Origin of the sequence: Mycoplasmoides pneumoniae FH, assembly GCF_001272835.1 — a bacterium.
GTDB lineage: Bacteria > Bacillota_I > Bacilli_A > Mycoplasmatales > Mycoplasmoidaceae > Mycoplasmoides > Mycoplasmoides pneumoniae.
In genome coordinates, this window is the sequence record NZ_CP010546.1 from 506927 (window position 1) to 520053 (window position 13127).

Below are 13127 nucleotides of genomic sequence, written 5' to 3' on the forward strand. Positions count from 1 at the left end.
ACACAACGAAATTACGCCATTATTTTAGTGGTAATTATGGGGTTAATCCGGTTAGCTTGCCAAAAAATAAATTAGAAAAACGTTTTTGGCATACATTTATTGCAAAAAGTGAGAGGAAAACCGTATTTAGATTTGGCTAGCGGTAATGATACCACTCCCCAAACAAATGCCATTCTGGGTATACAAAACACCATACTGACCGTTGGTAACGCGGTCAATTGGTTGATCTAGTTGTACTTGCACGACGTTGTTTGGTTGTACTGTTATGTGCCCTTGCACTAACGGTTGGGCATGGCGAATCCGTACCAGAACGGTTTGGGTCAATGGATTGGGTTGGTACAACCAGTTAAAGTGGGAAAGGGTAATGCCACGACGCTGTAAATCTTCTGGGTCACTCGAGACATACAAGGTGTTTGTTTTTAAGTCCTTTTCAACGACAAAGTTCCGTGCTGCTTGCCCACCTAAATTTAAGCCACTGCGCTGCCCAGTGGTGTAAAATCACACCCCTTCATGACTGCCTAGTTGGCGCTGCGTTTTTCAATCATAAATAACCCCCGGTTTGACTGGTAAATAATTCTTTAAGAAGTCACTAAAGTGGCGTTCCCCAATAAAGCAAATGCCGGTTGAGTCCTTTTTAGTAGCCACACTAAAGTGGTGTGCTAACGCTATTTGCCGCACCTCCGTTTTCAGTAAATGCGCCAAGGGAAACACCACGTCTTGTAGTTGCGCTGGTTTGACATGCGCTAAAAAATAGGTTTGGTCCTTGTGCTTGTCTTTGGGAATGGCCAGTAAAGGTTGGTTGTTGTCCCAGCTAAGTGCCGCATAATGCCCTGTAGCAAAGTCACTGTTGGGATCTAACTGCTTGCAGTAATCACGCATTAGCCCAAATTTAATTAAACGGTTACACAACATGTCGGGGTTAGGGGTTAACCCGTTTTTAAAGGCATCAATGGTAGGGAGAAATACCTGCTTTCAGTACGGTTCCACCAGGTTTTGCTTAATTAGTTTGATTCCTAGTAATTGGGCAATTGCTTGCGCTTCGCGAAAATCTTCTTTGGACGAACAACCCGACTTATGCTCGTTAAAGGCGCGGTGACCTAACTGGTCGTTATTTAGTGTATTGTCCCAGCACTCCATAAAAATGCCAATCACTTCGCGGTACTGTTGCTTTAAAAGGAGCGCACTCACAGCTGAGTCCACTCCACCTGATATTCCGACAAAAACGGTTTTATTTTGCATCTAGTAAACTGTTAAAACACCAAAGCGCTTACCCAACTGCTGGTGGTAACGCCCGACATCAACACCCTTAGTTATGGCCAGCGCTGAAATAAATAAGGTTAACGCTTCATAAAAGCTCTGACAACAACTTTTGACATCACCTTTAGGATTGTCCACTAAAACAGCTAACAAATCCAGTTGTTTGACCACTTCACTACTAATAAAAAAGGCGTCACTGAGCATCGGTTTTAAAAAGAAGGACTGATCATCATAATCATCATCTTCATAAATTAACAGGGTACTCTGTTCGCGTTCCAAACAACGATTAAAGTTTTGGCGAAAGGTCTCAAAATCAACTTTTTCAAACTCAGTTTGCACAAACTGCTTCAAGGCTAAAAGTTGTGGTTTCATTACCTTAGTTTAATAAGTTGCTCGCGTAATTGGGGATCTGTTATTTTTTCGTACAACTTTAAACGGAGCTGTTGCTTTTTAAACAACTGCAATTTCGCTTCAAAACGGTTAAAGATCAGGTTGCAGGTTTTGATGTGTTGGTGGATTGAACTTTTCTTAACTTGGTATTTATCAGCAATCTCTTGCATGCTCAAATCCAGGTTAATGTACTCGTTAAAGTAACACGCTTGCCGTTTGGTTAAAAGTTCCCCGTAAATATCAAATAGTTGCTGTTGCTTTAAACGCTGGTTAAGTTTGGTTTGGTTCATGGTTGAGGCTTAAATTCTTGGTAAGACCCAGTACATATTGCTCTAAATCAAAGGCCGCTAAATCAGCAGTTGTTTCTCCAAAACCAATCAGTTTTACCGGTAAGTTAAACAGGTCTTTAATCGCTAGGATAATCCCACCCTTAGAGGAGCTGTCCATTTTGGTAAGGATAATCCCGGTAAGCTCGGTAAATTCATTAAAGACCTTGGCCTGTGCTAACCCCGATTGTCCGGTAGTACCATCTAAAACGAGCAGTGTTTCTTGGGGTTTAGCGCTACTCACCTTCTGGACAATTTGGTAAATCTTTTTCAACTCATTCATTAAGTTGGTTTTGTTTTGCAACCGTCCCGAGGTGTCACACAACACAAAGTCGTATTCGTTTTGAATGCCTTGTTGCACCCCACGGAAGATCACCGCTGGCGTTTCCTCTTTGGGATTGGGTAAAACAATGTCACAACCTATGCGCTGCGCTCATTCTGCTAACTGGGCCACTGCCCCAGCGCGAAAGGTATCCCCAGCGACCATTAACACCCGTTTGTTTTGCTTGGTAAGCTGGTCAGCTAGTTTGGCTAATGAAGTTGTTTTGCCAACACCATTAACCCCGACAAACAAATACACGTTGGTTTTATTAGCTTCAACCGTTAAATCAGTTTCAAACAACTTATCTTGGATATAGTAAACAATTAACTTATCGACAATAATTTCCTGGATTAACTGAGGATCACTCACTCGTTGTAGTTTGAGTTCTTGGACAATCGCATCACAGATTTTAGTAGCCGCATGGTAACCAATATCAAGCAACACTAACTCCTCAAACAAACTTTCTTGAAACTGTTCGTTAACCGTTACATAGTTAGCTGCTAGTTTATTAATGGTATTGGCAAAGCTGTTAGCCGACTTGTTTAAACCCTGGTAATAGCTCTTTTGGTTGGCTTGAAAGAAGCTCTTTTCCTGGACAGCTTGTTGCACTTGGTCGACCAGTTTCTTTTTCGGTTTAAACTTCTGGATTAGCTTGTGGATAAAACTCATAACAATTAGTTCTGCTTATCTTTACTAATGTACTGCTCTGCTTTTTCCAAAGAAACGGCAAACGTCTTGGTCACTCCCTTGGTCTGCATTGCCGCTCCCAGTAACATGTCACACTTCATCATCGTGCCCTGACGGTGGGTAATAATTAAGAACTGGGTGTTGTTACTGGAATTGCCAATAATGTTAGCAAAGCGCTCCACGTTCGCCGGATCTAAGGCACTCTCCGCTTCATCTAAAATTACTAGAGGAAAGGCACTAACTCTCAAAATACTAAAGAGGACCGACAAGGCCACGAGTGTTTTCTCCCCACCCGATAACAACATTAAGTTAGCGACATTTTTGCCAGGCGGATTAGCAAACACTTCTATGCCTGACAACAAGACGTTATCAGTATCCGTGTAGCGAATTTGACACGAACCACCGCCAAAGAGGTAGTTAAAGGTTTTAGGTAGTTCTGCATTAACTTTTTGGATGAGCTCGTCAAATTCCTTGCAGGCCAATTCATCAATTTCACCAATCGCGGTTTGCAAATCCTTAATCGCCGTTTGCAGTGATTCATACTCACCGTTAATGTCATCAAAGCGCTTTTGCTTATCAGCAATTTCAGCAATCGACTCCAGGTTAATTGGACCCATTTCATCGAGTTGGCTCTGCATCCTGGCAATCTTGTTTTGCGCTTGCATGGTGGAGAGCTTAATTGGTTTGTTATAGTTAGCGATCGCAAACTCCATCGTTAGTTTATACCCACCGTTAATCTTGTCGGTAATGTTGTGGATTGTGTTTTCAAAGCGGATTTTGCCTTCGCGTGCCAACACTAACTGGGAGCGTTGTTCATCTAAAAGGGCACGGAGGTCAGCGGTTTTGGCTTCGGCTAGTTTAATCGATTTGGCCAGTGTTTCTTTCAATTCCTGGTTGAGCTTTAACTGTGAATTGAGTTCGTCACGTTCAGCCCAAGCACGGTTTAATGATTCAACCAATCTGGTTTCATCAAAGCTGTGCGGGGTTCCGTCAAAGCTTTCGTTGGTGAGCTGCTCATACTCAATCTTATAGCTCAAAATTGCCTTATTGGTGTGGTTAACACGTTCGTTAAACTTTTCCAGTAGGATTTCTTCGTACTTTAACTTTTTGTTGAGCTCGTTGAGTTTAGTCTCTAAGCTAGTGAGATTGGTACGTAGTTGCTTTTCGTTATGTTCTAGTTGGGTAATGTTAGCTTCACTAGAAGCTAACTTTTCCTGGAGGTTATACAAGCTTAAGTTGTCCTTGACATAACCACCCTGGATAATCCCTCCAGCGTACACCGTTTCCCCGTTGAGGGTGACAACGCGGTACAGCTTATAGGTATAACTGGACAGTTTTAAAGCGGCTTGAAGGTCACTGGCAATAATTACTTGACCCAATAAAGCATTAACAATTGGTTGTAACCTTTCATCACAACTCACATGGTCACTACCAACACCCAAAAAGCCATCGAGTTGTTGCAAAATTTCCATGTGCTCGGGAACTATCTTAGTATCAAAGGCAATGTCGTCAATTGGTAAAAAGGTAACTTGACCAATCTGGTTAGTTAACAAAAAATCAATTGCCTTTAAAGCCGCCAAGTTGTTGTTAACAACCAGATAACCAATTGATTTACCCAACGCCTTTAACAAGGCCTTTTCGTACTGCTTTTCAAACTTTAAAAAAGTGTTGAGCGTGTTTAAGAGACCGGTGAGGGCCTTGACATTTTTGACCAAAACATGGGCCGGATTCGTTTTGACCCACTCCTCGTTTTGCGCTTTTAAAAACTCTTGCTGCGCTTGTTGGTAGACTAACGCCGCACTGTTTTGGTTAAGATTCAACTTTGTGGTGTCCAACTCAGTTTGGACGGTGCTCAACTCATTGGTTAACAGGGTAATTTCACTGGTTGTTTTGAGTACTTGCGCTTGTAAGCTTTCTAGTTGCGCTTGGTCTACCCGGATTAACTTTTTTAACGCCTGGATTTTGTGCTTTTCGTCCTTTTTGGACAACTCGTTTTTGAGCTGCACATCAATCACGGCCTTGCGTTGTTCCAACTCGTTAATCGTTTGGTAGACCGCTTGCAGTTCTTGTTGTAGTTTGATGGACTGTTCATCAGCATCACGAAAGCGCTGGTTAAAGATGTTGAGCTGGTCTTCTAGCAGTTGTAACTGCGGTTCGTGTAGTTTAAAGTCCTGTTCGATGTAACCAATTTGGTGGTTAAAGCGGTCTAACTCACCCTGGGACTTGAGGTAATCTGCGACCAAGACACTCAGCTCCAGCTCCTTTAATTCTTCCTTAAGTTTGACAAAGCGCTGGGCCTTGTCCGCTTGAATGGTAAGCTTCTTTAAGTCCTTTTTGAGTTCATTTAAAACAATGCTGACCTGTTTGAGATTTTGCACGGTACGCGCTAATTGGTTGGTAACCTCTTCTTTGCGCTTAGTGTACCGCCCAATCCCCGAAGCGTCCTCAAAGATCTTACGTCGCTCCTCTGGTTTGGCTTCCACAAATCACGACACACTGCCCTGGGAAATAATCCCCAACGAGCCTTTTTCCAAACCAATATCAGCAAAGATCCCACTAATTTCTTTTAGCGTTACTAACTCGCCGTTAATATAGTACTCACTCTGACCACTACCACGATAGATCCGGCGCATCACCGAGATCTCTGGTCGGGGATCGTGCAGTAGTTTTTGGGAATTGTCAAAGGTCAGTTCCACTTCCGCTAGCTTACTAGCGGGCTTGTCCTTAGAACCAAAGAAGATCATATCATCACCGGACTTACTGCGCAAGTGCTTCATGCTGCGTTCCCCTAAGACCCACTTCAAAGCATCGACAACGTTGGACTTGCCAGAACCATTAGGACCGACTATACCGGTCATTGAGTGGGTAAAATTAATTGTTATTTCGTCAGCATATGACTTAAAACCATACGCACGAAACCGTTTGAGAAAAACCATTTAAATCAGGTTAGATTTTGCAATAGTGCATTACTAGATTATACTAGTTGGCTTTAAGGAAAGGTTTAGCGCCCCTCAACTAGTTGCACCAACCACTTGTCTTTGGCAAACTAGTACTTGTAATACTTACTTACAATCTAACTATCATGAGCGGTTCAGTTAAAAAAATTAAGCTTAATTAAGTATGACAAAGACAAGTAAAGCATCCGGGTTAAGCTGGTTTTTTTGTGATTTAGATGGCACTTTACTGCGTTACCAAAACAACCAGCACTTAATTGAACCAACTACGAAGCGAGCAGTGGCACAGTTAGTGGAGAGTGGTGCCAACTTTGTTGTAGCTACTGGACGCAAACCGAGTGACGTGCGCAACATTTACAAGGAGTTGGGGATTGAACAAGCCAGTCCCTACTTAATTGCCAACAACGGCGCGGTAGTGTGGGATTTAAAGCGCAATAGCTACCTCAACAAGCAAACCTTGTCTTTAAGTGACTTTGACTTAATTGACCACATTAACCAAACGTTAAACCAATTAAACCACGAGTATGGCTGCATTCTGTATGGCCTCAACGACCAGGTGTACTTTTATCATATCCACGCTCCTGACTCACAGGCCTTCAAACAGTACTTTGCTTTTTATGAAGGCGAATTTGTCCAAAACCAGTATCTGGAAATAGATGGGCTCAAAACTGAATACAATCTAGTTAAAGCCATTTGGTTTTTTAAGGAAGTGCACCAGCAAAAGGCGGTGATTGCGCAACACTTTACTAACCAAGAACGCTTGGTCATTACTTCAGCACACTCGTTTGAACTAGTACCGCTTAATGTATCAAAGGGTCATGCGATAAACCTAATTAAACAACAAGTAAAAATCACCGATAACCAGATTATGGTCCTCGGTGACTCTTACAATGACTTGCCAATGTTTCAACATGGTGTAGTTAAGGTAACTAATCACCTCGCACCCGACAACCTCAAACAACTAGCTACAAGGGTTTATGACCTACCAGCTTCACTGTTTGTGGGTCAAGCGTTGAACGACTACTTTAAGTTCGATTAACTTATTTATTTAAGTGTTTGCGCTGCGGTAATAATGCCCACGTTAAAGACATCACTGACACTGGCACCACGGGAAAGGTCGTTAAAAGGACGTGCTAGACCTAAAACAATTGGACCAATTGCTTCATAACCACCTAAACGTTGCGCAATCTTGTATCCAATGTTACCAGCATCTAGGTTCGGGAACACATAGATGTTAGCTGATCCATTCCAAGTCAAATTAGGGGCTTTTTGTTTGCGTACCTTTTCCACAAAAGCACTGTCAAACTGTAATTCACCACAAACATTAGCTTTGAGTTCGGGGTGTTTTTCCAAGAAGATTTGGGTCGCACTGACTACTTTGTCCACCGCTTCCCCTTTACCACTGCCCAGTGTTGAATAGCTCAAAAAGACCATCTTGAGTTCTGGTTCCCCCATACTTTGGGCAAACTTAAAGGTGTTTTCCGCTACAACTGCTAATTCTTGGGGTGAAGGGTAAACAGCAAAAGCACAGTCGGTAAAGTACAAGCGTTCCTCATTCTTTTCCATGATGAACACACTCGACACAAAGTTACCAGTACCTAACAGTTGTAAAGCAGGACGGAGAGTATCCTTCGTAGCGTATTCCTTACCACACACTTCCCCATCCACTTCGTTGAGTGCTACTAAAGTGGCTGCTAGGGAACTGGCATCACGGACAAACTTTTGTGCTTCACGCATTTCCATGCCCTTGTGCTTGCGCTTTTCATAAACGAAGTTAGCGTACTTTGTCAAGTCCATTTCCTCAATCACATAGTGCTTGATGGCGGTGTTAAAACCAGCTGGTACTTCACTGCGGGTGCGGAAGATCACCGCTGGGGTTAAAATACCCGCTTGCTGGAGCTGGTTAACTGCTTCCATTACGGTTGGCGATCAACCTTCAGGGAAAATGATCACTGGCTTTTTACCAGCACTTTGAACACGTTGTTTTAAAAGATCAATAACACTCATAAAAACCTGCTTACTTAGTTTTACTCTTTACTTTAATTTACTTTTTTTGAATATCGCTAATTCCCACTAGCTCTTCCCCACCTATTAGTGCTAAAGATGCACCACCACCAGTGGAAATAAAACTAAATTGATCAGCAATCTGGAGTTGTTTAGCAGCGGCTGCAGAATCACCACCGCCAATGACACTAAAGGCTTGTTGGTTTTGCGCAATCGCTTTACCAATTGCTAAGGTACCCTGAGCATAGTTGCTAAATTCAAATACGCCCATGGGACCATTCCAAAAGATTGTTTTGGCCTTGGCGAGGTAACTGCTAAACAGGGCCACTGTTTTGCTACCCACATCCAAGGACATAAAGCCCTGAAGTTCTGCTGGTCATTGGGGGGCTACAACACACTCCACGCCTGGTTCATCCTTAAAGCTAGCATGAAGCATTTGGTCTACCCCCAAGACAATTTTCTTGTCCTTGTCACTGTCAAGGATTTGCTTGGCGGTTTGGACTAAGTCTTCCTCCACTAAGGAAGTGCCAACTTCGTTACCCAGAGCTTTGAGGAAGGTGTTGATCATGCCCCCACCTATTAAAATATGATCCGCAATCTTGAGCAGGTTATTTACTACCTGTAACTTATCAGAAACCTTAGCGCCACCCAACACAACCACAAACGGTTTGGGTGGGTTATTAATTAAGCGGTAGAGGTTGATCAATTCCCGCTCCATTAAAAGACCAATGCAGGAGTTTTTGATGTACTTGGCAATGCCAGCGTTGGAAGCGTGACGGCGGTGGGCGGTGCCAAAGGCGTCATTGACAAAGATGTCACCCAATGATGCTCAGAACTGTGCTAACTCAGCGTTATTCTTGCTTTCGTGTTTAACCACTTCACCAGCCTCATTCACATCACAGTAACGCGTGTTTTCCAACACCAAAATTTCCCCTAATGGGAGTTGATTGACTGCGACTTTGACCTTGTCACCCGTGTTTTCCGGACAAAAGTGAACCTTGGTGTCCTTTAATAAATTTTGTAAAGCACTAGCTACTGGTTGGAGTGACTTCTTACCCTTTTTGTCATCGAGCGATTTGACTCGTGACAAATGGGACAGTAACACAATTTTGCAATTGTGACCCAAGAGGTACTTAATCGTGTCTAAGCTAGCTAGTATGCGTTCGTTGTCGGTAATGACCCCGTCCTTCATCGGCACATTGAGGTCAGCACGTAAGACTACGGTTTTACCCTGAAAGTCAAACGCTTGGACTGTTTTAAAGTCAACCATGATTAAAGCTTGGCACAATAGTTAACTACCCGTACCAACTGGTTTACGTAAGAGGATTCGTTGTCATACCATGCGTAAACCTTGTAAAGCTTGTTACCATCCACTTCAATAATGTTGGTTAGCTTGGAGTCAAAGATGGAACCGTGTTCCGAGCCGACAATGTCACTGGACACAATTTCATCCTCACAGTACCTAAAGGAAGCGGAAGCCGCCTTCTTCATTGCTTGGTTAATTTGTTCTACGGTAGCATCCTTTTCAAGGGCTACACAAAGTTCAACGATCGAACCAGTTAGTACGGGAACACGAAGGGCCATACCGTTGAGCTTACCAGTAGCTTCTGGCACTACTAGGCCAATTGCTTTGGCAGCTCCAGTGGTGGTAGGTACAATGTTGCAAGCAGCAGCACGGGCACGACGAAGATCGCTGTGGGGTGCGTCTTGTAAACGTTGGTCGGCGGTGTAAGCGTGTACCGTTACCATGGTACCGTGTAAGATGCCGAAGTTCTTTTCCAAGACGTGTACCATTGGTGCTAAGCAATTGGTGGTACAGCTAGCAGCTGAGATAATTTTGTCCTCAGCGTTAATAATCTTGTGGTTCACGTTGTAAACCACGGTTTTAATTGTTTTTTGTTTAGCTGGAGCGGAAATAATCACGCGTTTAGCACCAGCTTGCAAGTGCAAACTAGCACCTTCTTCACTAACAAAGCGACCAGTGGATTCAACCACAATATCAATATTGTGTTCTGCTCATGGCAGGTTAGCAGGATCTTTTTCACTAAACACTAACACCTTCTTTTTGTCAATCATTAAGGTGTTGTCCTTAGCTACTACCTTTTTCTTAAACTCACCGTGAGCGGAGTCGTACTTTAGTAAGTGTGCTAAAGTATCGGGATGGGTGAGGTCGTTAACGGCAACGATCTCAATATTTTTTTGGCTTAAAAGTGCACGAAAAACAAGGCGTCCAATACGTCCAAATCCATTGATAGCAACACGGATAGTCTTACTCTTTGCTAGCATAATCCTCTAATTAGTTTATATTTTACTACTTTAACCTATGGCGAGTAATTCTAGTTGCCAAAAAGCTAAAAGTTGTGGACTGGAAATTTGCTTAAAAAAGCAAAAGTTTTGGTGGGTAAAGGTAAAGCTGTAGTGCGGATTGGTTCAGTACACCAAGTGTCAGTTGTTCACCATTAATAAGCAACTAAGTAAGACAAAAAGCCCCAGAAAGACTATCCCACCCCAAAGGTTGTACTTTTGGAGATAGTGCGTTTTATTAGGATTGTCCAACTGGTAACCCTTGGCTTGTAGCGCAAACGCGACTGCCTCGGTTTTTTTGACCGTTGACAATAACACCGGAATAAAGAGCGTTTTGAGTTTGACTGGATTTAAAAAGGCTAGCTTACCGTACTTAAAACCACGGATTGCTTGCGCTTGTTTAATCCGTTTTAATTCACCCTTAACAATGGGTAACAGTTTAAACACCAGTGCAAATAAGATGCTTAACGGTTGTGTTTTAATTTTGAGGTAGCGCAAAGGGGTACACAACCGTTCGACCCCAAACGCTAACTCATAAATCGAAGTGGACGCAGTTAAGAGAAAGGACGTGGCAAACAGCATGCTAATTCGTAGTGCTATTACCAATGAACGTAGTAAAGAGCGGGTATTGACACTCCACCAACTCACCCCACCAAACTGTTCACCGCCTGAATAAATAAAATGACCTAAAAAATTTTCATTTTGACTGGCCAATGCACTCGAATTCGGTAAGAAAATAAAGCCGTTGACGACAATGTTAAACCAAAAGAAGAATAACAGTCAGCCAAAGATAATGGCAAACGTTTTGAGTTTGCGCTCCACTACAATCACAAGCGCAAAGAAGATCGCATTAATAATAATTAGTCCGTGTAGCCCTAACGGGAGAAAGGCCACCACAAGGCTAATAATTCACCACCACAGCTTTAAAACGGGTGGTAACTGACTTAAAAAGTTTTTACTGGTCATGGAAGAGCGGTTTGAGTTGATCAATCAGATCGTGTACGGTTTTAATGGCTAAGGGATCGTTTAACTGCACACCCTTTGCTTGTAACAACTGAATGGTTTGCACCACAAGTGGTGGGGTAATTTCGTACCGTTGTAAAAGCTGCATGTTGTTAAAGAAATCTGCAACACTCATTTGGTCGACAATTTGACCAGCCTCTAATTGAATCAGACTGTCAGCGGTTTCGTAAATGAAATCAACGTCGTGACTGACAATCATAATGCGCGTGACCTGTTTTAATTGTTTGAGTAAAGCACTTTTAAGTGCTTTACCCTCCTGGTCTAACCCGACCGTTGGTTCGTCCAAAATGAGAAATTGCACTTGCATGGCTAATACACTCGCCAATGCCAAGCGTTTCTTTTGTCCGCCACTCAACTCCAAGGGGTTTTTAATTAGGGGAATGTGGTCCAAACCACACATCTCTAAGTACTTTTTGGCAAAGTTGACATCACCCTTTTGACACAAACCGAGGTTAATCGCTCCCGTTAACACCTCTTCTAAAACGGAATCACAGAAAAACTGTTCTTCGGCTTTTTGTAACACATAGCCAATGCTGTTTTGGAACTGCTTTGTGGCACGGTTATGTTTTTGGTTGGCAAAGTAATAAAAGTTACCACAGTTCAAAAAACCACAGGTCGGATTTTCAACTAAACCTAACTGTTTAATTAGGGTCGTTTTGCCACTGCCACTAGGACCAAAAATAACGGTAATTTGGTTAGGTTCCACACTACCGGTAACGTTTTTAATAATTTGACCAGCATTGCTTTTATCAACAAAGACACTAAGGTTGTAAAAATACAGCGTACTTTGCGCTAAATCAACTAACTGCTGGTTAAACAGCGGGGTGTGTTTTTTAGCTGTTAAATAATAAAAAGGGTGCACCAGTTTATCAAACTGTTTGCAGTACCAAAAGTAGTGTTTAATGCTGCTTTGAATCAGTTTGCGGTTAACCTTATTGGCTAAACCACGGTACTGTGGTGCAATCAGTGATCAAATTATTTGAGGTGTTTGCATATTCAATCAACAACGTCTTGCAACTCCTCAATTGGACCCTTCATTTCGTGGTGGAGATGATCCGCTACTTCATGGGCCAAAAGTCATGGAAACGGGAGGGTAAAGTGGTGCTGGTGGAACAAGTGGAGCTGTTTGTATATGGCAGCGGGTGAAAACTGTTTTAACAGCTGTCCCTTACTTAAAAAGATAATTTCATCCGCTAAGAAGAGGTCATTAAAGTCATGGGTAACATTAATAACTGTTTTTTGCTGTTCTTTAATTACCTTAAAAATGAACCGCTTTAGTTTGCTAGCTAGCTTACCATCCAACATACTAAAGGCTTCATCTAGTAAATAAAGTTCGGGTTTCACCGCCAGTAAACAAGCAAACACGGCCCGTTGTTTTTCGCCAAACGACAGCTTACTGAGCGGTGTGAACTGTTTACCTTGTAGTTCTACAACCGCTAAAACATCAGCAATCACTCGGTCCATTTGTTTAGGATCCACCCCGTGGTTTTCCAAGCTAAAAATGAGCTCTTGGTGCAGCGTATCACCCAACAGTTGCATGTCGGGATCTTGCAGTAAGATACCAATTTGGCGAAAACCAACTTCTTCCAAGGGTTGACCCCTAAAAAAGATTGTTTGTTTCGGTGCTTTTAAAAATCCGCCTAACAGTTTGACCAGTGTCGATTTACCCGAACCATTGTGGCCAATAATGGCTACATGGGTGTTGGGTTTGAGGCTAAAATTGAGCTTTTCTAAGGCCGGTTGACTGTGGCGCGGATAGGTAAAACTGAGGTTGGTAACGTTGAGCAATTTAAGTTTTTATTTTTAAATTTTAAAAATAAGACTAATTGAAAAAATGGTTTAAAAAGTGCTTAAAGACGT

At 42.5% G+C, this 13127-nt stretch carries 12 protein-coding genes; 1 reads left to right on the forward strand and 11 read right to left on the reverse strand.

The window, feature by feature from the left end:
- Positions 1–126 precede the first annotated feature (126 nt).
- Genes mnmA through F539_RS02415 form a run of 5 tightly spaced genes read right to left on the reverse strand, consistent with a single transcriptional unit; the run spans position 127 to position 5918 of the window.
- On the reverse strand, positions 127–1239 hold the full coding sequence (mnmA, locus tag F539_RS02395) for a tRNA 2-thiouridine(34) synthase MnmA (protein WP_010874778.1): 1113 nt from the start codon (positions 1237–1239) through the stop codon (positions 127–129).
- Positions 1240–1629: an MG296/MPN423 family protein gene (locus F539_RS02400; RefSeq protein WP_010874779.1), complete on the reverse strand. Its 390-nt coding sequence runs from the start codon at positions 1627–1629 to the stop codon at positions 1240–1242.
- Complete coding sequence (gene ylxM, locus F539_RS02405) at positions 1629–1937, reverse strand: YlxM family DNA-binding protein (protein WP_010874780.1); 309 nt, start codon at positions 1935–1937, stop codon at positions 1629–1631. The genes F539_RS02400 and ylxM overlap by 1 nt, the downstream gene beginning before the upstream one ends.
- A complete protein-coding gene (gene ftsY, locus F539_RS02410) occupies positions 1918–2964 on the reverse strand; it encodes a signal recognition particle-docking protein FtsY (RefSeq protein ID WP_010874781.1) in 1047 nt (348 codons plus the stop codon). Before ftsY ends, ylxM begins: the two co-directional genes overlap by 20 nt.
- A 5-nt stretch (positions 2965–2969) precedes the next feature.
- On the reverse strand, positions 2970–5918 hold the full coding sequence (locus F539_RS02415) for an AAA family ATPase (protein ID WP_014574976.1): 2949 nt from the start codon (positions 5916–5918) through the stop codon (positions 2970–2972).
- 184 nt (positions 5919–6102) lie between these two features.
- Between F539_RS02415 and F539_RS02420 the strand changes: the two genes are divergently transcribed.
- Positions 6103–6975: a Cof-type HAD-IIB family hydrolase gene (locus F539_RS02420; RefSeq protein ID WP_014325526.1), complete on the forward strand. Its 873-nt coding sequence runs from the start codon at positions 6103–6105 to the stop codon at positions 6973–6975.
- 5 nt (positions 6976–6980) lie between these two features.
- On the opposite strand, the gene pta is transcribed toward F539_RS02420, so the two are convergent.
- The 6 genes from pta to F539_RS02450 are packed head-to-tail and all read right to left on the reverse strand — an operon-like array spanning position 6981 to position 13055.
- The gene (gene pta, locus F539_RS02425) at positions 6981–7943 is read right to left on the reverse strand and encodes a phosphate acetyltransferase (RefSeq protein ID WP_014574977.1); all 963 of its coding nucleotides are present in this window, start codon (positions 7941–7943) and stop codon (positions 6981–6983) included.
- A 37-nt stretch (positions 7944–7980) separates the two neighbouring features.
- Positions 7981–9210 carry a phosphoglycerate kinase gene (locus F539_RS02430; protein WP_014574978.1) on the reverse strand — a complete coding sequence of 410 codons (1230 nt, stop codon included), beginning with the start codon at positions 9208–9210 and terminating at the stop codon, positions 7981–7983.
- A 2-nt stretch (positions 9211–9212) separates the two neighbouring features.
- Positions 9213–10226: a type I glyceraldehyde-3-phosphate dehydrogenase gene (gene gap, locus F539_RS02435; protein ID WP_010874786.1), complete on the reverse strand. Its 1014-nt coding sequence runs from the start codon at positions 10224–10226 to the stop codon at positions 9213–9215.
- A gap of 30 nt (positions 10227–10256) precedes the next feature.
- Positions 10257–11210 (reverse strand): energy-coupling factor transporter transmembrane component T family protein, encoded by a 954-nt coding sequence (locus F539_RS02440; RefSeq protein ID WP_010874787.1) that lies wholly within the window; start codon positions 11208–11210, stop codon positions 10257–10259.
- Entirely contained in the window at positions 11200–12261 is a 1062-nt protein-coding gene (locus tag F539_RS02445; RefSeq protein ID WP_014574979.1) for an ATP-binding cassette domain-containing protein, read from the reverse strand. Before F539_RS02445 ends, F539_RS02440 begins: the two co-directional genes overlap by 11 nt.
- On the reverse strand, positions 12243–13055 hold the full coding sequence (locus tag F539_RS02450; protein WP_014325530.1) for an ABC transporter ATP-binding protein: 813 nt from the start codon (positions 13053–13055) through the stop codon (positions 12243–12245). Before F539_RS02450 ends, F539_RS02445 begins: the two co-directional genes overlap by 19 nt.
- Positions 13056–13127 lie beyond the last annotated feature (72 nt).